Raw genomic sequence first — 21,501 nt, 5'->3', positions numbered from 1 at the left:
GCCCAGCGCCGCAAGCTGGAATTCGACCGCATGGCTCAGCTTGCTCGCGAGCAGCCCGCGCATCTTGCTGCCGGCAAAAGTGGAACCAATGACCGATCGACGCTCCGATCCACCTGCACGCGTAAGACTGTTTCGTCATACCAACCGATTGCACAAACACGGCATGCCCGCTGACCTACGATGAAGACATCGCGTCCATCGTCAGCCCAACCGTGTGCACTCACTACCGCGCCCCCGATGAAGACCCGGGCATCAGCGAGCTGAAGCTCGGCATCGGCGACCTGTTTCGCCGCGACCCGTGGGAACCCGACGTGTATCCCGATTACGTGGCGCCCATAGCGCGTGCCGACGGCGACGGCGTCGCGGTCGTCAGCGCGGTGTTCGGCTTCTGGCCGAAGTTCATGCAGCCCGCGCGTGTCGACGAGAACGGCCGCAAGCGCAAGAAGCTCGATACGGTGAACGCGCGCGCGGAAACGGTTGGCTCGTCACGGCTCTACAGCACCGCCTGGCGCAACGGCCAGCGGTGCCTGATTCCGGTGCGCTGGATCTTCGAGCCGTGCTACGAGACGGGCCGCAACGTGTGGCACCGGATCGGCGTCGACGGCTGGCAGCCGTGCTGCGTCGCCGGTATCTGGCGCAGCTTCGTCACCGCCGACGGCCGCGAGCGAATCGGCATGACGATGCTCACGGTCAACGCCGACGATCACCCGGTGTTCGCGCGCATGCATCGGCCCGGCGACGAGAAGCGGGGCGTCGTGATCCTGCGCCGCGACGACTACGACGCATGGCTGCACGCACGCGACGTCGAAGCCGTGCGGCGCTTGCTGACGCTCCTTCCCGCCGACGACCTGGTGGCCGAGCCCGAGCCGGCGTCGCCCGCCGGCACCTGAGCTTTCATTTTTCCTACGCGCGACCGGCGACTCCGCAGGTCCGACGCGTGCCGTTTTCCGACACGTTTCATAAATCGTCGAACACCCGGGAAATCACCGATATCACGCAAGTTGTATATACAAGAATATCCGCTGGCAATGCCGGCGCACGTCGGCGATCCACGGCGCGCCACACGCGGCGAGCCGACCGGCCGCCCCGGCAAGTTTGCCGTTTCCCATCTCGTCCGAACCATTCGCGATCCTCAGTATCTTGGAGATTTCCCCGTGTCAACGAATCCCAATGGAAAAGCCGGCGGCCTGATCGAGGTACGCTCGATCGATTTCATTCCCGACGCCGAACGCCACGGCGGGCTGCTGAGCCAGTTCACGCTGTGGCTGTCGGCGAACATGCAGATCACGGCCATCGTCACGGGGGCGCTCGCGGTCGTGCTCGGCGGCGACGTGTTCTGGTCGCTGGTCGCGCTGCTGCTCGGCCAGTTCGTCGGCGGCGCGGTGATGGCGCTGCACGGCGCGCAGGGGCCGCAGCTCGGGTTGCCGCAGATGATCTCGAGCCGCGTGCAGTTCGGCGTCTACGGCGCGATGATCCCGATCGTGCTCGTGTGCCTGATGTATATCGGCTTTTCCGCCAGCGGCTCGGTGCTCGCCGGGCAGGCGGTCGCGCAACTGCTGCACGTCGACGACGCGGCCGGCATCCTGCTGTTCGCGGCCGTGATCGTCGTGCTGACGGTGTTCGGCTATCGCGCGATCCACTTCGTCGGCCGGATCGCGAGCGTGGTCGGCATCATCGCGTTCGTCTACATGTTCACGCAGCTGTTCGCGAACCACGACGTCGGCGCGCTGCTCGCGAACCGGCACTTCTCGCTCGCGAGCTTCCTGCTGTCGATGTCGTTGTCCGCGTCGTGGCAGATCGCGTTCGGCCCGTACGTCGCCGACTATTCGCGCTACCTGCCGCGCTCGACGTCGTCGGTCGCCACGTTCGTCGCGGTCGGCCTCGGCTCGGTGATCGGCGCGCAGGCCGCGATGGTGTTCGGCGTGTTCGCGGCCGCGCTGGCCGGCAGCCAGTTCGCGCACCACGAGGTGTCGTACATCGTCGGGCTCGGCTCGACGGGGGCCGTCGCCGCGCTGCTGTACTTCAGCATCGCGTTCGGCAAGGTGACGGTGACCGCGCTCAACGCGTACGGCAGCTTCATGTCGATGGCGACGATCGTCAGCGGTTTCCGTGGCAAGGGCGCGGTGTCGTCGCGCAGCCGTCTCGTCTACATCTTCGGGATGATCTGCGTGTCGACGCTGATCGCGCTGGCCGGCCGTCATTCGTTCCTGAAGGAATTCACCGCGTTCATCCTGTTCCTGCTCGCGTTCTTCACGCCGTGGAGCGCGATCAACCTGGTCGACTACTACTGCTTCACGCGCTCGCGCTACGACGTGCCGGCGCTGTCCGATCCGGATGGCCGCTACGGCCGCTGGAACGTGATGGCGATCACGATCTACGTGGTCGGCATCCTGGTGCAGGTGCCGTTCATGTCGACGCACATCTATACAGGCGCGCTCGTCGATGCGCTCGGCGGCACCGACATCTCGTGGATCCTCGGCCTCATCGTGCCGGCCGTGCTGTACTACGTCGGCGCGCGTGCGTCGCGACGCAGCATCCCCGAGCGGCTGATCCTGCCGCTCGAGCGCGGCGAGGTTCACCACTGACGCGTGACGCGTGACGCATCGCGTCGCTTGTCGGGCCAGCTTTCCGCCGGCCTGAGCGGCTCGCCGCGCCGAATCCGGCGCCATCGGCAGCCGCGCTGCACATCACACCTTCGTGATCCACGATGCCGGCACGGCGGACCACCGTGCCCGACGTCGTTCCGCTCAAGCATGCGGCGCGCGTCGCAGCGTAGTAGCCGAAGAACGCGACGGCGACCGCGACCCTCCTTTCGCGTGTGCGAGCAATCCAACGCCTACATCCCCAGCCGTTCCGCGAGCGAGTGCTGCTGCATGCAGCGCTCCATCGCGTCGAGGAATGCGTGCTCGGCCGCGTTCATCTTGCGGTCGCGATGCCACAGCAGGAACACGTCGACGTCGACGAGGCCGTCGTCGGGCGGCAGTCGCCACAGCCGTTGCTGCGCGATGTCGTCGCGCACGATGTGCTCGGGCAGGCAGCCGATCCCGTAACCGGCGAAGATCAGCCGCCGCACTTCCTCGAGGCTCGGCGACGACGCGACGATGCGCCCGGTGAAGCCCTTTTGGTCGCGAAACACGGTGAGCGGCGACAGGCTGTCGCCGATCTGGTCGCTCGTGAACGACACGAAGTTCTCCGCGAGCAGATCCTCCATCCGCAACTGCGTCTGCCCGAACAGCCGGTGATGGCGGCCGCAGTAGATCGCGTAGCGCTGGCGCAGGAAGCAGCGCATCTCCAGCTTGTCGTGCGGCGTGCGGCACAGGCCGAGCCCGGCGGTGGCCGTCTTCTGCAGCAGCGACGACAGGATGTCGGATGAGCGCATCACTTCGATCTGCAGATCGATGCGCGGATACGCGCGATGGAAGTCGGCGAGGAATGCGTCGTAGACGGGCGACTCGATGCGGCTCACCGTCAGCAGCCGGATCGAACCGGTGAGATCGGCCGTGCTGTCGTCGAGCTCCGTTTCGAGCCGCGACACGCCGCCGTAGATGTCGCTCGCGATCCGGTACACGGCTTCGCCCGCTGGAGTGGGCGCGAAGTGCGCGCCGCGCCGCTCGATCAGCTTGCGCTCCAGCGTGTCTTCCAGCCGCCGCAGCGCCTGGCTCACGGCCGGCTGCGTCACGTGCAGGCGCGCGGCCGCCCGGCTCACGCTGCGCTCCTGCATGATCACCAGGTAGGTGCGCAGCAGGTTCCAGTCGAGGCGGTCGTTGAGGAAGGGGGTGAGGTCGGCGCGCATCGGGTCTCCGCTCGAATCGAATCAGTCATTAGCTGAATTTATACGCCGAATAATAACTTGAAATTTGACTAATGATTTGCGGTCGCCGATAAAGGAGGGGCGCCGCACCGTGCGGCGCGAGGCCGCGACAGACGGCCGGCCACCACGATATTGCGCGTGCCGCGGCGCGCGTCAGGAGCCCGCATGACCCAGTCCCTTCCTTCCGCCCGCCAGCCGGCGCGTGCCGCGACGGCCGCGTTCGTCGGCACGATGATCGAGTGGTACGACTTCTACATCTACGCGACCGCCGCCGCGCTCGTGTTCGGCGAACTCTATTTCCCGTCGCATGACCGCTTCGTCAGCACGATGGCGTCGTTCGCGACATTCGCGGTCGGCTTCTTCGCGCGCCCGCTCGGCGGCATCGTGTTCGGCCACCTCGGCGACCGCATCGGCCGCAAGAAGGCGCTGATGACGACGCTGATGATGATGGGCGTCGCGACCGTGTGCGTCGGGCTGCTGCCCGACTATTCGCAGGTCGGCATGCTCGCGCCGGTGCTGCTGATCGTGCTGCGCGTCGTGCAGGGGATCGCCGTCGGCGGCGAGTGGGGCGGCGCGGTGCTGATGGCGGGCGAACACGCGCCGCAGGGCCGCCGCACGTTCTTCGCGTCGTTCGCGCAGCTCGGCAGCCCGGCCGGGCTGATCCTGTCGCTGGTCGCGTTTCGCGCGGTCACGTCGATGGACAAGGCCGATTTCCTCGCATGGGGCTGGCGCCTGCCGTTTCTCGCGAGCTCGGTGCTGCTCGTCGTCGGCATCCTGATCCGGCTCGGCGTGAACGAGTCGCCGGAATTCGCGCGCGTGAAGGAAGCGAACCGCACCGTGAAGCTGCCGGTGGCCGAAGTGCTGCGCTCCGCGTCGGGGCTCGTGCTGCTCTGCATCGGCGCGAACACCATCGGGATCGCGGGCGTCTATTTCACCAATACGTTCATGATCGCGTACACCACGCAGTACGTCGGCGTGTCGCGCTCGCTGATCCTCGACAGCCTGTTCGCGGTCGCGATCATCCAGTTCATCGCGCAGCCGCTCGCCGCGTGGATCGCCGAGCGTATCGGCGGCGCACGCTTCCTGAAGATCGCCGCGCTGCTCGCGATGCTGTCGCCGTACCCGATGTTCATGCTCGTGCAGGGCGGCACGTCCGGGTCGCTCGTCGCCGGCATCGCGCTCGCAGTCGTGTGCATGGCCGGCTTCTACTCGGTGATCGCCGGCTTCGTGAGCGGCGTGTTTCCCGCGCACGTGCGCTATTCGGCGATCTCGCTCGCGTATCAGGTGTGCGGCGCGATCGCGGGCGGCCTGACGCCGCTCGTCGGCACCTGGCTCGCGCATCGCTTCGCGGGCCAGTGGTGGCCGCTCGCGGTGTTCTACACGTGTCTCGCCGGCATCTCGCTGCTTTGCATCGTCGCGCTCGACGCGCGACGCGCGGGCCGGCCGGCCGCGGCCGAAGCGCTCGGCTCGCACTGACCCTCGACGAACGAATTCATCGGAGTGCAAATGAAAGACCTGTTGGAAATCGACGGCGCCCGCTTGTGTCGGAGCCTGGCCGACATGGCGCGCATCGGCGCGACGCCGCGCGGCGGCGTGCGACGCCTCGCGCTGACCGACGACGACCGGCGCGGGCGCGATCTGTTCGCGCAGTGGTGCCGCGACGCGGGGATGACGGTAAGCGTCGACGCGGTCGGCAACCTGTTCGCGCGGCGCGACGGCGCCGATGCGCAGGCCGCGCCGGTGCTGGTCGGCAGCCATCTCGACACGCAGCCCGAAGGCGGGCGCTTCGACGGCGTGTACGGCGTGCTCGCCGGGCTCGAAGTCGTGCGCACGCTGAACGATGCGGGCATCGTGACCGGCAAGCCGCTCGAGATCGTGTCGTGGACCAACGAGGAGGGCGCGCGTTTCGCGCCGGCGATGCTCGGCTCGGCCGTGTTCACGGGCGCGCTGCCGCTCGACGACGCGCTCGCGAAGCAGGACGCCGACGGCATCACGCTCGGCGCCGCGCTGGACGCATGCGGGTGTCGCGGCACGCGTGCGCCGGGCGGCGCGGTCGACGCGTATTTCGAAGCGCATATCGAACAGGGGCCCGTGCTCGAGGCGAACGGCACGACGATCGGCATCGTCACGGGCGGGCAGGCGATCCGCTGGCTCGATGTGCGCGTGACGGGCGTGGCCGCGCATGCGGGCACGACGCCGATGCCGTATCGCAAGGACGCGTATTTCGCGAGCGCGCAGATGGCGCTCGAACTGGAACGCATCGTTGCCGGCTACGCGCCGCGTGGGCTTGCGACGATCGGGCAGGTCGGCATCCGCAACGCGTCGCGCAACACGATCGCCGGCGACGTGACGTTCACCGTCGACCTGCGCCATCACGACGATGCGCAAGTCGATGCGATGGAGCGCGCGCTGCGCGACGCATGCGCACGCGTGGCCGCCGCGCGCGGCGTGCAGGTTGCGATCGATACCTGCTGGCGCAGCCCCGCGACGCCGTTCGACCGCGGCTGCGTCGACCTGGCTGCGCAGGCGGCGGAGGCATTTGGTTATACGAACGAACGGATCGTCAGCGGCGCCGGTCACGATGCGATCGTGCTCGCGCGCTGCGTGCCGACCGCGATGGTGTTCATCCCGTGCGTCGACGGGCTGTCGCACAACGAGGCCGAGGACGCGCTGCCCGACGACGTGACGCGCGGCACGAACGTGCTGCTCAACGCGGTGCTCGCGCGGGCGGGCGTCGCGACGCGCGTGGCTGCAGCGGCAGCCGCGCACGATGCATGACGCGACGAATCGACGAGGACCGACGATGAAAACCTATTTCCACCCCGAACAGTTGCTGCACCATCCGCGCACCTACCTGTCGCGCGGCAGGATGCGCGAGCCGCAGGAAGTGCCCGAGCGCGCGGCGCGGCTGGTCGCGGCAGTGCGCTCGCTCGACTTCGACGTGCGCGAGCCGGCCGACCGCGGCACCGCGCCGATCGCGGCCGTGCACGACATGAACTACCTGCGCTTTCTGGAGGAAGCGCACGGCGACTGGAAACGGATGCCCGACGACTGGGGCGACGAAGTGATGTCGAACGTGTTCGTGCGCGATCCGAACCCGCTGCGCGGCGTGCTCGCGAAAGCCGCGCGCTATCTCGCCGACGGCAGTTGCCCGGTCGGTGCGAACACGTGGCGCGCCGCGTACTGGTCAGCCCAGAGCGCGCTCGCGGCCGCGGCGGACGTCAATGACGGCGCGCGCGACGCGTACGCGCTGTGTCGCCCGCCCGGCCATCACGCCCGCCGCGATGCGGCCGGCGGCTTCTGCTACCTGAACAACGCGGCGATCGCCGCGCAGGCGCTGCTCGGTCGCCATCAACGCGTCGCGATCCTCGATACCGACATGCATCACGGGCAGGGCGTGCAGGAGATCTTCTACGGCCGCGACGACGTGCTGTACGTATCGATCCACGGCGACCCGACCAATTTCTATCCGGTCGTTGCCGGCTACGAGGAAGAGACGGGCGCCGGGCCCGGCGACGGCTACAACCTGAACCTGCCGATGCCGCACGGTGCACCCGAGTCGACTTTCTTCGAGCGGCTCGACGATGCGCTGCGCGCGCTCGCGCGGTTCCAGCCGGAGGCGCTCGTGCTCGCGCTCGGCTTCGACATCTACAAGGACGACCCGCAATCGCAGGTGGCCGTCACGACCGACGGGTTCGGCCGGCTCGGCGGCGCGATCGGCGCGCTCGGCTTGCCGACGGTGATCGTCCAGGAGGGCGGCTATCACCTCGAGAGCCTCGATGCGAACGCACGAGCGTTCTTCGGCGGGTTCGCCGCCGCGCGCTGATACGTCGACCCGGCGGCCGCGATGCGCGGCCCGTCAGCGACAACGCCCGCGTCGGCATTCCGGCGCGGGCGTTGTTCAATTGGGGTGCCGCGTATCGGCACCCTGCGGATCGCGGTGCGCTTACGAGTTCGCGGCGACCGGCGCGCGGCGGCGTTGCATCCTTTGGAGCGCGACCAGCGCGAGCCCGGCCGCGGCGATCAGCCCGCCGACGAGCGGCACGGCTGCGTAGCCGAAGCCGGCCGAGATCGCCGCGCCGCCGGCTGCCGCGCCGAGCGCATTGCCGAGGTTGAACGCGCCGATGTTGACGGCCGACGCGAGGCCCGGCGCTTCGTGTGCGGCACGCATCACGCGCATCTGCAGCGGCGGGACCACCGCGAACGTCGCGACACCCCACACCAGCAGCGTGGCCGCCGCGCCGACATGCGTGCGGGCGAGCAGCGGGAACCCGGCCATCGTCACGATCAGCAGCACCAGGAAGCCGATCAGCGTGGCGTCGAGCGAGCGGTCGGCGAGGCGGCCGCCGGCGATGTTGCCGATCGAGAAGCCGACGCCGATCAGCACGAGCATCGCGGTCACGAAGCCGGGCGTCGCGCCGGTCAGGTGTTCGAGCGTCGGGGCGACGTACGTGTAGAGCGTGAACATCGCGCCGGCGCCGAGCACCGTGGTCGCGAGCGCACCGAGCACGACGGGGCGCGTGAGCACCGACAGTTCGGCACGCAGGTTCGGCATCTTGCCGGCCTCGCCCTTCGGCAGCGCGGCGAACAGACCGGCGATCGCGATCAGGCCGAGCGCGGCGGTGGCCGCGAACGACATGCGCCAGCCGATCATCTGGCCGAGCCAGGTCGCGGCCGGCACGCCGCCGACGTTCGCGATCGTGAGGCCCATGAACATCGTCGCGACCGCGCTGGCCTGCCGTTCACGCGGCACGAGGCCGGCCGCGACCACCGAGCCGAGCCCGAAGAACGCGCCGTGGTTGAGGCTCGTGACGAGTCGTGCGAGCAGCAGCGTCGTGTAGTCCGGCGCGATGGCCGACAGCAGGTTGCCGATCGTGAAGATCGACATCAGTGCGATCAGCGCCGAGCGGCGCGACCAGCGCGCGAGCAGCAGCGTCATCAGCGGCGCGCCGACCATCACGCCGATCGCATACGCGCTGATCAGCATGCCGGCCTGCGGAATCGACACGTGTACGCCGTCGGCGATCACGGGCAGCAGGCCCATCGGCGAGAACTCGGTCGTGCCGATGCCGAACGCGCCGGCGGCGAGCGCCAGCAGCGGCAGCGCGGCGCTGCCGCCCGGGCGGGAAGGAGAAGAAGTCGTGGGGTTCACGCGATGCGCTCCTGTAAGCATGGGGCAACGGCATCGGCCGTTGTGGACAGGGTGAAGTGTGCCTGCATGACTTTTGCGGAAAAAGCCGTATCCGGGCGAAATTATCTTGATTTCATGTCAACAATGCGGGGTTGGGGCCGCGTGGGTGTGAGGTCGGCAGCGTCGGGGCGCTCGTGCCACGGGGTAGGGCAGCCGACTCGTGGTGACGCAAGTGCGTGATCCTTCCCGCCGATCCTGTACCACCGCGGCTTGCGGCAAAAAAAGCCCCGGTCACAGGGGGACCGTGACCGGGGCGGAAAGGCATCCTCTCTTTGGCACGAGGGTTGGATGCGGGCGCAGTATATTTCGGGGCATAACGATTCGAAATGACGTTAAACGGCCGTTTTTGGTGTCAATTTAAAAATAGCGATGCGGTCGCGCCGATTGTCACGAATCTGAAAGAATTTTCGTGCGTTCCGGCGGATGTTTAGGTGCGGTGACGGCGAAGCCGGCCGTCGTCGCGCGGCGCGGCCGCCCGCCCCAGGCGGCCCGATCGGCGGTCCGCGATGCTACGGAATCCGTCGCAGGTGCGCCGGTTGATTTCGCCGGCGCTCGGTCACTCCGCGTGGCCGGCCGCGTCGCGCACGGCATCGAGAAACCGTGCGACGACAGGCGAAGCCGGTGCCGCCGCGCCGTCGAACACGAATTCGATGTCGAAGCGGCTCGCGAGTTCGTCGAGCGCGACGAGCCGGACCGTGCGCGGGCACGTCGGCGACGCGCTTTCCGGTACGAACGCGCAACCCATGCCGGCCGCGACGAGCCCGATCAGCGTCGGGATGTCGCTGCCGACCTGCGCGATGCGCGGCGTGAAGCCCGCGCGTTCGCACTGCGCCATCACGAAGCGATGGTGCGCGGCGGAGCGCACCGCGTCGAACCACACGAACGGTTCGTGCGCGACGTCGGCGAGCGTGCGCGGCGCGTGAAAGCGGCCGCCGGGCGGCGCGGGCATCGCCAGCACGAATCGGTCGCTCAGCAGCCGCACGCCGGACAGATGCGGTGCCTCGTCGCGGCGCCACGCCATGATGCCGCCGTCGAGCTGGCCGCGCATCAGCGCCGCCGCCTGCTCGGCCGACAGCATCGGCGCGATCGACAACTTCACGTCCGGACACGCATCGCGAAACGCCCTGAGCACGTTCGCGACGACCGGCAGCGGCAGGCAGTTCGGCAGCGCGCCGAGCCGCAGTTCGCCGAGCTGGCCGGCCGCGCTGCGCAACGCGCGTTCGCGGCTGTCCTGCAACGTCGCGAGCAGGCCCGTCGCATCCTGCAGGAAACTCGCGCCGGCCGCCGTGAGCGTGACGCCCGTCGTGCGGCGGATCAGCAGCGGTGTCCCGATCGCGTCCTCGAGTTCGCGGATCTGCCGCGACAGCGCAGGCTGGACGATGCCGGCCGCGCGGGCGCCGGCCATCACGCTGCCGGCTTGCGCGACCGCCACGAAGTAACGCAGGTGACGCAGTTCGATCTGGCGCATGCGGGGTGGGCTCCGGTTTCGATTCAGTGGGTATGCTTGGCAAGCATAGCAAGGGCCATTCGATGGTATTGGAAAGCATGGCCGGCGTGCCGTACGATGGGCGCCATTGCCGGGCCTGTTCACAGGCTGCGTGCGATTCCCTTGTCCCGACTGTCCTCACGGTGTCCCGCGCCATGCCGCTTCATATCCCGACTCCCTATATCCGTTCGCAAATCGCGTCGCGCCGCCTCGGCACGAACATCCGGCTGAAGCTCGACGCGCTGCAACCGTCCGGTTCGTTCAAGTTGCGCGGCATCGGCGCGGTTTGCGAAGCGCGGCATGCGGGCGGCGCGCGCCGGTTCGTGTCGTCGTCGGGCGGCAATGCGGGCATCGCGGTCGCGTATTGCGGCCGTGAACTCGGCGTGCCGGTGCTCGTCGTCGTGCCGGAAACCGCGTCGGCCCGCGCGCGCGAGCTGATTCGTGTCGAAGGCGCGGAGGTGGTCGTGCACGGCGCGAGCTGGGTGGAGGCGAACGCGTTCGCGCTGGCGGCCGTCGGTGCGCAGGACGCGTTCGTGCATCCGTTCGACGACCCGGTGCTGTGGCAAGGGCACGCGACGATGATCGACGAGATGGCGCTGACCGGCCCGAAGCCCGACGCGGTCGTGCTGTCGGTCGGCGGCGGCGGGCTGCTGTGCGGGGTGCTCGAGGGGCTCGCGCGCAACGGCTGGCACGACGTGCCGGTGGTCGCGGTCGAGACGGAGGGCGCCGACAGCTATGCGCGCTCGGTCGCGCAGGGGCGCCCGGTCGAGTTGCCGGCGATCACGAGCGTCGCGACGACGCTCGGCGCGAAGCGGCCGTGCGACGCGGCGGTCGAATGGGCGACGCGGCATGCGATTCATCCGGTCGTCGTGTCGGATGCGCAGGCGGTGGCGGCGTCGTTGCGGTTCCTGGACGAGCACCGGATCGTCGTCGAGCCGGCGTGCGGCGCGGCGCTGGCCGCGCTCGAGCAGTCGGTGCCGGTGCTAGCGTCGGCGTCGGACATCGCGGTGATCGTGTGCGGCGGCGTGACGGCGACGGTCGAGCAACTGCAGACGTTGAACGCGACGCTGCGGTAACGCGCTGACGCCCCGGCGTACGTCACGCGGCGCAGCGGGACGACGTTGCAAAAGAAGCCGTAACGGCGGCTGTGCAGTCAGTTCGCGGCGGGCGCGCTGGCGCCGGAGGGCGCGGACGAGGCGAGGGGAGCGGCAGATGCCGATGCAGGCGCTTTGTCTGCGGCCGTCGAAGCGGCGCTCGACGGCACAGGTGCGGATGCCGCGGATACAGGCGCGGCCGATACCTGCGTTGCGGCCGCCGTCGTGGCAGCCACAGGCGTCGAATCAGCCGACGTCGAAGCAGCCGGCGTCGAATCAGCCGACGTCGGAGGAGCCGACGTCGAAGCGGCCGACGTCGAAGCAGCCGGCGTCGAAGCAGCCGGCGTCGAAGCGGCCGACGTCGAAGCAGCCGATGTCGAAGCAGCCGACGTCGAAGCGGCCGGCGTCGAAGCGCCCAGCGTCGAATCAGCCGACGTCGAAGCAGCCGGCATCGAAGCAGCGAGCGTCGAAGCAGAAGCCGGCGTCGGAGCAGCAGACGCAGGTGCCGAAGCCGGCACCGGAGCCGAAGCCGGCGCGGCCCCCGGCACGACACCGCGCATCGCCCCCGGCGCGACCACGGCCGATGCCGGCGCAGGCACGGCCGGCACGACGGGCGTGCCCGGCGTCGGCGCGACGCTCGGCACCGACAGCGGCACGGGCGCGGCCGGCGGTGTCGGCACGACGGGCGTCGTCATCTTCATCGGCTCGCCTTGCGGCGTCGGCGCGGGTTCGGGCAGCGGCGCGACGGGCTCCTTCTCGGCCGCTTTCACGGTGGCGCGGTCGCGGCGGGCGGGATCGATCTTCAGGAAATGCTCGACGAGATTGAAGAAGCGCTCGTAGAACACGCCGGCGGGAATCGTCTCGCTCGCAGTCTTCACGAGCGCGTCGTCGCTCGAGCCGATCGGCAGCGACAGCGACCCGAACACGCTCAGCCCGACGCTGGCCGACGTATTCGACTTCTTCAACGTGTAGCGGTCCTGCACCGCGTTCACGTACGCGATGCTCGACGTGCCGTCCGCGGTCGCGTCCGCGCATACGACGTGAAACTCGATCACGACGTGCATGTCGTTGTTCGGCTGGAAATTCTTGCTGCCGTCGACCGCATCGTTGCGCGACGACGACACGACATAGCCCTGGCTCAGCAGCGCGCGACGCGCGGCCTCGCAGGCCGCGTCGGATTTCGAGCGGAACGTGTGCGCATACGGGCTGGTCGCCGCGTCGAACTGCTCCTGCTGGTAGATCGGCTTGGGCGGCGACGAGCACGCCCCCAGCACGGCCGCGGCCGCGAGCGCGCACGAAACGGAAAACAGGCGAAATCGGTTGTGCATGGCGTCTTTCAAAAGGCTCGGCGAAATGCCGTGCGGGGCGGCGGGCGCCGCCCACGCGATGCCGCGCAACGGCTGTGCCGGTGCACGGCGCTTGGCAATCTCGTATGGCCGGGGCGTCATTATAGTTTCGTTTGATGTCGCGCTTGCTTCAGCCGGCCGGTGCCGACGGCGCGACGGCGAGCAATTGCGACACGAGCGGATGGTGTTCGCCGCGCCGCGAGCGGATCGCGTGGATTTCCTCGGTCACGTCGCCCGCACGGCCGAGCCGGCGCAGCCCGCGCAACAGCGACGCGTCGTTCGCGCCGAGTTCGCTGAGCGGAAACACGCCGAGGCCGCGGGCCGCGAACACGGCCATCAGCGCGCTGTCCTCGAATTCGCCGGCCACCCGGGGCACGATACGTTCCCGCTCCAGCCACAGGTCGAGGCGCGCGCGCAGCGCCGAATGGGCGGTCGGCAGCAGCACCGGCAGCTCGGCGAGGCAGTGCGGGAAGCGCTGCCGCGCGGCGGGCGTGACGAGCGCCGCGGGCCCGTACCAGTCGACCGGCGACGCGACGAGCCGCTCGCTCGTCACCCGCAGATTCGACCCCGAAGGCGCCCCCTGGCCGGCCAGCACGAGATCGAGGTGATGCAGGGCCAGTTCCGCGAGCAGCGCGTCGTGCTCGCCCTCGTGACACAGCAGCCGAAGCGTGGGCGTGTCGAGCACCGGCGCGAGGATCGCATGCGCGGCCAGCTTCGAGATCCCGTCCGCGAGGCCGACCGCGAGCCGCACGGTCGGCTGGCTGGCCGCCGCGCGCACCTCGTCGGGGATCAGCCGGCCCATCTCGAAGATCACCTCCGCGCGCGCATACGCGGCCTGGCCCGCATCGGTCATCGCGACGCCGCGCCCGGCCGGGCGCAACAGCTGGTGGCCGAGCGACTTTTCCAGCTCGCGCACCTGCGCGCTGATCGTCTGCACGGCCATGTCGAGCCGCTCGGCGGCGCGCGCGAAGCCGCCTTCCTTCACGACGACCCAGAAATAGTACAGGTGGCGAAAATTCAGCATCGGAGCGAGATTTCGGAAAAACCGAACTAAAGATCAGATTCTCGCTGATTTTTCCGAAGCGATGGAAGGCCTATCATCGGACTTTCCAACATTCGAATCGGCCCTATTCATGGACTATCTGCTGACGCTTGCCGCCGACCCCGCCGTCTGGGCCGCGCTCCTGACGCTCGTCGTGATGGAAGTCGTGCTCGGCATCGACAACCTGATCTTCATCTCGATCCTCAGCAACAAGCTGCCGGAAGCGCAGCGCGCCCGCACGCAGCGCCTGGGCATCGCGCTCGCGCTCGTGATGCGCCTCGCACTGCTCGGCAGCGTCGCGTGGATCGCGAGCCTCACCGAACCGGTGTTCACGCTGTTCGATCACGCGTTCTCGTGGCGCGACATGATCCTGCTGGCGGGCGGCCTGTTCCTCGTGTGGAAGGCGACCACCGAGATCCATCATCACGTGTCGCATGACGCCGACGGCTCGGGTGCGTCCGGCGGCGCGGCCGGCCTGACCGTCTGGGCCGCGATCGGCCAGATCGTGATGCTCGACATCGTGTTCTCGATCGACAGCATCGTGACCGCGATCGGCATGACCGAGCACGTGCCGATCATGTTCGTCGCGGTGATCGTCGCGGTGAGCGTGATGCTGTTCGCCGCCCAGCCGCTCGCACGCTTCATCGACCGCAACCCGACCATCGTGATGCTCGCGCTGTCGTTCTTGGTCGTGATCGGCATGACGCTGATCGCGGAAGGTTTCGGTTCGCACGTGCCGAAGGGCTATATCTACGCGGCGATGGCGTTCTCGGCGTTCGTCGAGGGCATGAACATGCTGGCGCGTCGCGCGAAGGCCAAGCGCGCAGCGCGCGGCGAAGCTCACTGAGCAAGCGGGCGGGCGAGGGCCCGCCCTCGATTCGGAATTCTCAACGAAAGGAGAAACGCGATGAAATGTCCGGTCTGCAAGACGCCCGACCTGCTGATGGCCGAGCGCCAGTCGATCGAGATCGACTACTGTCCGACGTGCCGCGGCGTGTGGCTCGATCGTGGCGAACTCGACAAGCTGATCGCACGCGAAACCGGCGACGTGCCGGCACGCCGCGACGAGCCGCCCGTGCGTCACGATGCCCACGCGCCGCGTGGGCGTGACGATGGCTGGGGACGCGACGGCCGCCCGCACGACGACCGTTACCGGCACGACGGCCAGCGTCGCAAGAAGTCGATGTTCGACCTGTTCGATTTCGATTGAGCGCGACGGCGCGCGCGTAGTGCGCCGCACGTTGCAAAAAAGCCCCGCCAGGTGTGATGCCTGGCGGGGCTTTGTCATGTGCGTGACGCGATGGACACGCGTCGGCGCTTACGCGTTGCCGGCCGTCACGTCGATGCGGCGCGGGCGCGTTTCCTCGCGGCGAGGAATCGTCAGTGTGAGCACGCCGTCGCGCAGGCTCGCATCGATTTGCGACGTGTCGAGATCGGGGCTCAGCACGAACGTGCGCACGAAGCGCGGCGCGCGGACTTCGGCATGGCGCACGCGCAGGTCGGCCGGCGTGTCGATGCGCGTGTCGGCTTCGATCGTCAGCGTGTTGTCGTGCACCTTCACGTCGAGGTTCTCGCGCGGCACGCCGGGCAGGTCGGCGCGCAGCGTGACGCGCCGCGCGTCCTCGACGATATCGACGGCCGGCGTAAGCGCTGGCCGGCGGGCGGCTTCGGCGGCGGCTGCGTGGATGGCACCGTTGCGGCGTTCGGTCAGGTTCTGGCTCATCTGGCTCGTATTCATGTCGTTCTCCTGAAGGTTACTGAACGGTGATCGCACGCGGCTTCGCTGCCTCGCGCCGGCCGACGCGAATCAGCAGGCAGCCGTTTTCATAGCGGGCGCTGACGTTGTCGGCGTCGGCGTTCTGCGGCAGCTCGACGACGCGACGGAACGCACCGTGAAAGCGCTCCTGCGCGTAGGTGCGCAGGTCGTCGCCGGCGTCGTGCGGCACGGGCTTGCGCTCGCCGCTGATCGTCAGCAGGTCCTTGTCGATCGATACGTCGAAGTCGGCCGCGGCCATGCCGGGGGCGAACGCGACGATCTCGATCGCGTCGTCGGTCGCGCCGACGTTCAGCGCGGGAAACGCGTTCGGCCGCACCGCGCGGATGCCGGCCGGATGCTCGCCGAACAGGCTCGCCACTTGCCGCTGCACGCGGGCGAATTCGTCGAACAGGTCGTAGCCGTAATGGATGCCGCTCATGAAGGTCCTCCGGAACATGAGTGCGAAAGACGCGACGACGCGACGCCGACGGCGTGTGCGATGCGCGGTTTTCCGCTGAGTCGAAACGGGGGCAGTGCGCGTGACGGGCACTGCCTGGCAACGCGTAATTAGAGGTCGCCGCTGCGGTTTTCAAGAGGGAAATTGCAACCGGCATCAATACGTGGCGATGCGAATCGATGCGACAATCGTCGCGCTATCCACAGACCACGGAGACGGGACGGACATGGACATTCAACGCATCGCGATCGTTGGCGCCGGCGTGATCGGCGCGAGCTGGGCGGCTTTCTATCTGTCGCAGGGCTTCGACGTCGTCGCGACCGATCCCGCGCCGCAGGCCGACGCGCGGCTGCGCGACGCACTCGCCGGGTTTCTCGGCGAACGCACCGCAGAACTTTCCGCGCGGCTGTCGTTCGACGCGGATCTCGTGCGCGCGCTCGACGGCGTCGATTTCGTGCAGGAGAACGGCCCCGAGCGGCTCGACCTGAAGCGGGAGTTGTACCGGCAGATGGACGACGTGCTGCCCGCGCGCGTGCCGATCGCGTCGAGTTCGTCGGGCCTGAAGATGTCGGAGATCCAGACCGCGTGCGACAAGCACCCGGAACGCTGCCTGATCGCGCATCCGTTCAACCCGCCGCATCTGATTCCGCTCGTCGAGCTGGTCGGCGGCGACGCGACCGACCCGGGCGTGATCGCGCGCGTGAAGGCGTTCTACGACGCGCTCGGCAAGCAGACGATCGTGCTCAACAAGGAAATGACCGGCCACGTCGCGAACCGGCTCGCCGCCGCGCTGTTTCGCGAGGTGTATCACCTCGTCGGCGAAGGCGTGGTGAGCGTCGCCGATGCGGACAAGGCCGTCGCGTGGGGCCCGGGCCTGCGCTGGGGGCTGATGGGGCAGTGCCTGACCTATCACCTCGGCGGCGGCGCGGGCGGGATCGCGCACTTTCTCGAACACCTGTCGGGGCCGATCACGACGTGGTGGGACGACCTCGGCACGCCGTCGTTCGATCCGGCCGTCGATCGCAAGCTGAACGACGAACTGCGCGCGATCCAGGGCGAACGTTCGATGCAGGAACTGGCGGCCGAGCGCGACCGGCTGCTCGTCGAGCTGATCGACGCGCGGCGGCGCAGCTTCCTGCCCTGAGCGCTCGCTACAGTTCGGCGGCCGCCGCGATCAGCGTCGCCTCGAGCGCGAGCGTCGAGCGTGACGCAGCCGCGGGCCGGTCGATCACATATTCGAGCTCGCCGAGTTCGGGCAGCCCCGCGTCGAGCCGGGCGAGCCCGGCCGGAATCACGTAGCCGGCGAACGCGCTGACGCCGAGCCCCGCGCTCGCGGCCGCCCGCAGCACCGCGATGCTGCTGCTCACGACGGCGATCCGGTAAGGGCGGCCGACCGCCTCGAGCGACTCGAGCACGCGGCGGCGCGACACGCTCGGCTCCGGATGCATCGCGAGCGGCAGCACGGCCTCGTGGCCGGTGATCCGCGAATCGGGGCCGGTGCACCAGTACAGCGGTTCGCTGCGGATCACGCGGCCGCGCCGGCTGCCCGCGACGCGCTTCGCGAACACCAGATCGTGGCGGCCTTCGTCGAGCGCATCGAACAGGTCGCCCGACAGCCCCGTCGAGATCGCGAGCTCGACGTCCGGATTGCGCTGCACGAAGCTCGCGAGCGCGGCCGTCAGATGCGCGGACGCGAAATCCTCCGACATCGCGAGCCGCACCTTGCCCGACAGCGGCGGGCCGCACACCGACGTGACGGCCTCGTCCATCAGTTCGAGAATGCGCACCGCGTAGCGGAACAGCGCGTCGCCGTGCTGCGACAGGTGCACGTTGCGCGTGTCGCGCTCGAACAGCGGCCGGTCGAGCAGCTCCTCGAGGCGGCGGATGTGCTGGCTGACGGTCGACTGCGACAGGCTCACGCGCTCGGACGCGGCGGTGAAACTGCCGGACTGGGCGACGGCGACGAAGCTGCGCAGCAACTCGGGCGGTAAGGGACGCATTGCTAAATCCACTGAATCGGTTTCGACAACTTCATAAATGGCCGCATTTTGCGGCGCTAGTATCGGATCACGCCTCGGTGCGGCCCATGCAAGGGGGCACATCGGACGCGTAGCCCGTGCCGCGCCGCCAGCTCCATCGGTCAGTCTAAGCCATCCGGCGTCCGGCCCGAAACCGCATCATCCCATCGACCGCCCGAGAACGCGCTCGCACGACGAGCCGCCGGGTCGCGGCGCCCCGCCGCAGGAGACAGACTGTCCGCGCCCGGGACCGGCGTGCGGGCCTGGCTTCCGCACGCGTCAGGCGCCCGTCACGAAGAGACTGGAGACGACTCATGATCATCTACGGAACCGCGCTGCTGGCGTTCTGCCATCTGGCCGGGCTGTTCCTCGGCGACCTGCTGGGCGCCGCGATCGGCGTGAAGACCAACGTCGGCGGCGTCGGCATCGCGATGCTGCTGCTGATCTGCCTGCGCCTGTGGCTGCACCGGCGCGGCTGGCTGCCGAAGGAGACCGAAGCGGGCGTCGGTTTCTGGGGCGCGATGTACATCCCGGTCGTCGTCGCGATGGCCGCGAACCAGAACGTCGTCGCCGCGCTGAAGGGCGGGCCGGTCGCGCTGCTGGCCGCCGTCGGCGCGGTCGGGATCTGCGCATGCTGCATCGCGGTACTCGTGCGCACCGGGCGCGACGACACGGCCTTCGTGGGCGTGCCGCAATTCGAAGAACAGTGAAGGAGGCCGCCATGTTGCAGATGCTCGAAAAAACCGTCGCCCACAACGGGCTCGTCGCGTCGTTCGCGCTGGTCGGCCTGATCATGTGGCTGTCGTCGATCGCGTCGCGCAAGCTCACGTTCGGCCGCGTACACGGCTCCGCGATCGCGATCGTGATCGGTCTTGTGCTCGCGTATGTCGGCGGCGCGTTCACCGGCGGCGAGAAGGGGCTCGCCGACGTGCGGTTGTTCGCCGGTGTCGGCCTGATGGGCGGCGCGATGCTGCGCGATTTCGCGATCGTCGCGACCGCGTTCGAAGTGCAGCCGACCGAGGCGCGCAAGGCCGGCCTCGTCGGCGTCGTGTCGCTGCTGCTCGGCACCGTGCTGCCGTTCATCGTCGGCGCGAGCATCGCGCGCGCGTTCGGCTACACCGATGCGGTCAGCATGACGACCATCGGCGCGGGCGCGGTCACCTACATCGTCGGGCCCGTGACGGGCGCGGCGATCGGCGCGAGCTCCGACGTGATCGCGCTCAGCATCGCGACGGGGCTGGTCAAGGCGATCATCGTGATGGTCGGCACGCCGGTCGCGGCCAACTTCATGGGCCTGAAGACGCCGCGCTCCGCGATGATCTTCGGCGGCCTCGCCGGCACCGTCAGCGGCGTGAGCGCGGGCCTCGCCGCGACCGACCGCCGGCTCGTGCCGTATGGCGCGCTGGTCGCGACGTTCCATACGGGCGTCGGTTGCCTGCTCGGCCCGTCGCTGCTGTTCTTCACGACGCGCGCGCTGGTCGGCGCATAGCCGCCGCTGGCGATTCGGGCGGCCCGCGCGTGCGGTCGGTGTGCGCGGTTTCTGGCGCGCCGAATCCATCGCGGCGTCCTCTGAGTCGCATTCTTCAACATCATCAATCGACGGCGGCGCCAGGCTTAGAATGCCGCTGAACCATCGAAGCGGGAGAACTGTTCATGACGGGATGGAATCACGCGCGGCAGGCGCGCGACGCACGCCTCGCGGCCGGCGCGGCGTACGCGCAGGGCAAGCGGGTCGATGCGCGCGACACCGTCGCGTTGCTCGAAGCGGTGCTGCGGCCCGGCGACCGCGTTTGCCTCGAAGGCGACAACCAGAAACAGGCCGACCTGCTCGCGACGGCGCTCGCCGACGTCGACAGCGCGAAGATCCACGACCTGCACATGGTGCAGTCGGGCGTCGTGCTGCCCGAGCACCTCGACGTGTTCGAGCGCGGCATCGCGAAGCGTCTCGACTTCGCGTATTCGGGCCCGCAGTCGCAGCGGATCGCGAAGCTGCTGTTCGGCGGCAAGATCGCGCTCGGCGCGGTGCATACGTATCTCGAGCTGTTCGCACGCTACTTCATCGATCTCACGCCGCAGGTCGCGCTGATCGCGGCGGTCAGCGCCGATCGCGACGGCAACCTCTATACCGGCCCGAACACGGAAGACACGCCGACCGTCGTCGAGGCCACCGCGTTCAAGGATGGCATCGTGATCGCGCAGGTCGACCGCATCGTCGACAAGGTGCCGCGCGTCGACATTCCGGGCGACCGCGTGCATTTCGTCGTCGAGGCCGGCCGGCCGTTCTACGTCGAGCCGCTGTTCACGCGCGACCCGGCCGCGATCACCGAAACGCAGATCCTGACCGCGATGCTCGCGATCAAGGGCATCTACGAACCGTACGGGATCAGGCGCCTGAACCACGGGATCGGCTTCAACACGGCCGCGATCGAGCTGCTGCTGCCGACCTACGGCGCGAAGCTCGGGCTCAAGGGCAAGGTCTGCACGCACTGGGCGCTCAATCCGCACCCGACGCTGATCCCCGCGATCGAGTCGGGCTGGGTCGAGCAGATTCACTGCTTCGGCTCCGAAGTGGGGATGGACGACTACATCCGCGCGCGCTCCGACGTGTGGTTCACGGGCCCCGACGGGTCGCTGCGCTCGAACCGCGCGTTCTGCCAGACCGCGGGCCTCTATGCGTGCGACATGTTCATCGGCTCGACGCTGCAGATCGACCTGGCGGGCCATTCGTCGACGGTCACGGCCGAGCGGATCGCCGGCTTCGGCGGCGCGCCGAACATGGGCAGCGACGCGCGCGGCCGGCGCCATCCGAGCGAGCCGTGGCTGAAGGCCGGCGCGCAAGCCGATCCCGACACGCCGGCGGCGCTCAGGCGCGGCCGCAAGCTGGTCGTGCAGATCGGCGAGACGTTCGGCGACAAGAACGTGCCGATGTTCGTCGAGAAGCTCGACGCGCTGAAGCTCGCCGACAAGCTGCAGCTCGACCTCGCGCCGATTATGGTCTACGGCGACGACGTCACGCACATCGTCACCGAGGAAGGGATCGCGAACCTGCTGATGTGCCGCGACAAGGATGAGCGCGAGCACGCGATCCGCGGCGTCGCCGGGTATACCGAGGTCGGCCGCGGCCGCGACCGCAGGATGGTCGAGCGGCTGCGCGAGCGCGGCGTGATCCAGCGTCCGGAGGATCTCGGCATCGATCCGCTCGATGCCGACCGCCGCTGGCTCGCCGCGCGCTCGATCAAGGATCTCGTGCACTGGTCGGGCGGCCTGTATGCGCCGCCGGCCCGGTTCCGCAACTGGTGA

20 protein-coding genes are annotated in these 21,501 nt (G+C 68.9%); 12 read left to right on the top strand and 8 right to left on the bottom strand.

Going from position 1 to position 21,501, the window contains the following annotated elements:
• The first annotated feature begins 212 nt into the window (after window positions 1-212).
• Window positions 213-890 (top strand): SOS response-associated peptidase family protein, encoded by a 678-nt coding sequence (locus SB771_RS12825; RefSeq protein WP_175661776.1) that lies wholly within the window; start codon window positions 213-215, stop codon window positions 888-890.
• A gap of 264 nt (window positions 891-1,154) precedes the next feature.
• Window positions 1,155-2,585 carry a purine-cytosine permease family protein gene (locus SB771_RS12820; RefSeq protein WP_175661777.1) on the top strand — a complete coding sequence of 477 codons (1,431 nt, stop codon included), beginning with the start codon at window positions 1,155-1,157 and terminating at the stop codon, window positions 2,583-2,585.
• A 251-nt stretch (window positions 2,586-2,836) separates the two neighbouring features.
• Here the strand turns inward: SB771_RS12820 and SB771_RS12815 are convergent, their stop codons facing one another.
• A complete protein-coding gene (locus SB771_RS12815) occupies window positions 2,837-3,793 on the bottom strand; it encodes a LysR family transcriptional regulator (RefSeq protein ID WP_011656462.1) in 957 nt (318 codons plus the stop codon).
• A gap of 183 nt (window positions 3,794-3,976) precedes the next feature.
• Between SB771_RS12815 and SB771_RS12810 the strand changes: the two genes are divergently transcribed.
• From SB771_RS12810 to SB771_RS12800, 3 genes are read left to right on the top strand one after another with little or no spacing between them, the layout of a single operon-like run.
• On the top strand, window positions 3,977-5,287 hold the full coding sequence (locus SB771_RS12810) for an MFS transporter (protein WP_011656463.1): 1,311 nt from the start codon (window positions 3,977-3,979) through the stop codon (window positions 5,285-5,287).
• Window positions 5,288-5,317: 30 nt separating this feature from the next.
• Window positions 5,318-6,589 (top strand): Zn-dependent hydrolase, encoded by a 1,272-nt coding sequence (locus tag SB771_RS12805; protein WP_175661778.1) that lies wholly within the window; start codon window positions 5,318-5,320, stop codon window positions 6,587-6,589.
• 25 nt (window positions 6,590-6,614) lie between these two features.
• Complete coding sequence (locus tag SB771_RS12800) at window positions 6,615-7,637, top strand: histone deacetylase family protein (RefSeq protein ID WP_175661779.1); 1,023 nt, start codon at window positions 6,615-6,617, stop codon at window positions 7,635-7,637.
• 120 nt (window positions 7,638-7,757) lie between these two features.
• On the opposite strand, the gene SB771_RS12795 is transcribed toward SB771_RS12800, so the two are convergent.
• On the bottom strand, window positions 7,758-8,963 hold the full coding sequence (locus tag SB771_RS12795) for an MFS transporter (protein ID WP_175661780.1): 1,206 nt from the start codon (window positions 8,961-8,963) through the stop codon (window positions 7,758-7,760).
• Window positions 8,964-9,558: 595 nt separating this feature from the next.
• Window positions 9,559-10,470 (bottom strand): LysR family transcriptional regulator, encoded by a 912-nt coding sequence (locus SB771_RS12790; RefSeq protein ID WP_175661781.1) that lies wholly within the window; start codon window positions 10,468-10,470, stop codon window positions 9,559-9,561.
• Between the two features lie 173 nt (window positions 10,471-10,643).
• Here SB771_RS12790 and SB771_RS12785 point away from each other — a divergent pair, with 173 nt between their 5' ends.
• Window positions 10,644-11,564 carry a pyridoxal-phosphate dependent enzyme gene (locus tag SB771_RS12785; protein ID WP_175661782.1) on the top strand — a complete coding sequence of 307 codons (921 nt, stop codon included), beginning with the start codon at window positions 10,644-10,646 and terminating at the stop codon, window positions 11,562-11,564.
• 77 nt (window positions 11,565-11,641) lie between these two features.
• On the opposite strand, the gene SB771_RS12780 is transcribed toward SB771_RS12785, so the two are convergent.
• Both SB771_RS12780 and SB771_RS12775 read right to left on the bottom strand, forming a co-directional pair.
• Window positions 11,642-12,910: a DUF2242 domain-containing protein gene (locus SB771_RS12780; protein WP_175668525.1), complete on the bottom strand. Its 1,269-nt coding sequence runs from the start codon at window positions 12,908-12,910 to the stop codon at window positions 11,642-11,644.
• Between the two features lie 148 nt (window positions 12,911-13,058).
• The gene (locus tag SB771_RS12775; RefSeq protein WP_175661784.1) at window positions 13,059-13,952 is read right to left on the bottom strand and encodes a LysR family transcriptional regulator; all 894 of its coding nucleotides are present in this window, start codon (window positions 13,950-13,952) and stop codon (window positions 13,059-13,061) included.
• Window positions 13,953-14,061: 109 nt separating this feature from the next.
• Between SB771_RS12775 and SB771_RS12770 the strand changes: the two genes are divergently transcribed.
• Together SB771_RS12770 and SB771_RS12765 are read left to right on the top strand one after the other, a co-directional pair.
• A complete protein-coding gene (locus tag SB771_RS12770) occupies window positions 14,062-14,817 on the top strand; it encodes a TerC family protein (protein ID WP_126227479.1) in 756 nt (251 codons plus the stop codon).
• 60 nt (window positions 14,818-14,877) lie between these two features.
• Complete coding sequence (locus tag SB771_RS12765; RefSeq protein ID WP_105833768.1) at window positions 14,878-15,180, top strand: zf-TFIIB domain-containing protein; 303 nt, start codon at window positions 14,878-14,880, stop codon at window positions 15,178-15,180.
• Window positions 15,181-15,288: 108 nt separating this feature from the next.
• Here SB771_RS12765 and SB771_RS12760 read toward each other — a convergent pair whose 3' ends face one another.
• Together SB771_RS12760 and SB771_RS12755 are read right to left on the bottom strand one after the other, a co-directional pair.
• On the bottom strand, window positions 15,289-15,708 hold the full coding sequence (locus SB771_RS12760; RefSeq protein ID WP_105833767.1) for an Hsp20/alpha crystallin family protein: 420 nt from the start codon (window positions 15,706-15,708) through the stop codon (window positions 15,289-15,291).
• Window positions 15,709-15,724: 16 nt separating this feature from the next.
• Window positions 15,725-16,165: an Hsp20/alpha crystallin family protein gene (locus SB771_RS12755; RefSeq protein ID WP_138847969.1), complete on the bottom strand. Its 441-nt coding sequence runs from the start codon at window positions 16,163-16,165 to the stop codon at window positions 15,725-15,727.
• A gap of 244 nt (window positions 16,166-16,409) precedes the next feature.
• On the opposite strand from SB771_RS12755, the gene SB771_RS12750 reads away from it, so the two are divergent.
• A complete protein-coding gene (locus tag SB771_RS12750; protein WP_175661786.1) occupies window positions 16,410-17,327 on the top strand; it encodes a 3-hydroxyacyl-CoA dehydrogenase NAD-binding domain-containing protein in 918 nt (305 codons plus the stop codon).
• 7 nt (window positions 17,328-17,334) lie between these two features.
• On the opposite strand, the gene SB771_RS12745 is transcribed toward SB771_RS12750, so the two are convergent.
• Window positions 17,335-18,183 carry a LysR substrate-binding domain-containing protein gene (locus SB771_RS12745; protein ID WP_059465571.1) on the bottom strand — a complete coding sequence of 283 codons (849 nt, stop codon included), beginning with the start codon at window positions 18,181-18,183 and terminating at the stop codon, window positions 17,335-17,337.
• Between the two features lie 332 nt (window positions 18,184-18,515).
• On the opposite strand from SB771_RS12745, the gene madL reads away from it, so the two are divergent.
• The 3 genes from madL (at window position 18,516) to mdcA (ending at window position 21,501) form a co-directional block, all read left to right on the top strand.
• Complete coding sequence (gene madL, locus SB771_RS12740; protein WP_105833763.1) at window positions 18,516-18,911, top strand: malonate transporter subunit MadL; 396 nt, start codon at window positions 18,516-18,518, stop codon at window positions 18,909-18,911.
• Window positions 18,912-18,922: 11 nt separating this feature from the next.
• Window positions 18,923-19,690, top strand: coding sequence for a malonate transporter subunit MadM (gene madM, locus SB771_RS12735; RefSeq protein ID WP_105833762.1), 768 nt, complete (start codon window positions 18,923-18,925; stop codon window positions 19,688-19,690).
• A gap of 164 nt (window positions 19,691-19,854) precedes the next feature.
• A complete protein-coding gene (mdcA, locus tag SB771_RS12730) occupies window positions 19,855-21,501 on the top strand; it encodes a malonate decarboxylase subunit alpha (protein ID WP_175661787.1) in 1,647 nt (548 codons plus the stop codon).

This window comes from Burkholderia sp. SIMBA_051 (assembly GCF_046534915.1).
Classification (GTDB): Bacteria; Pseudomonadota; Gammaproteobacteria; order Burkholderiales; family Burkholderiaceae; genus Burkholderia; species Burkholderia ambifaria.
This window is presented reverse-complemented; position numbering and strand designations above follow the sequence as displayed.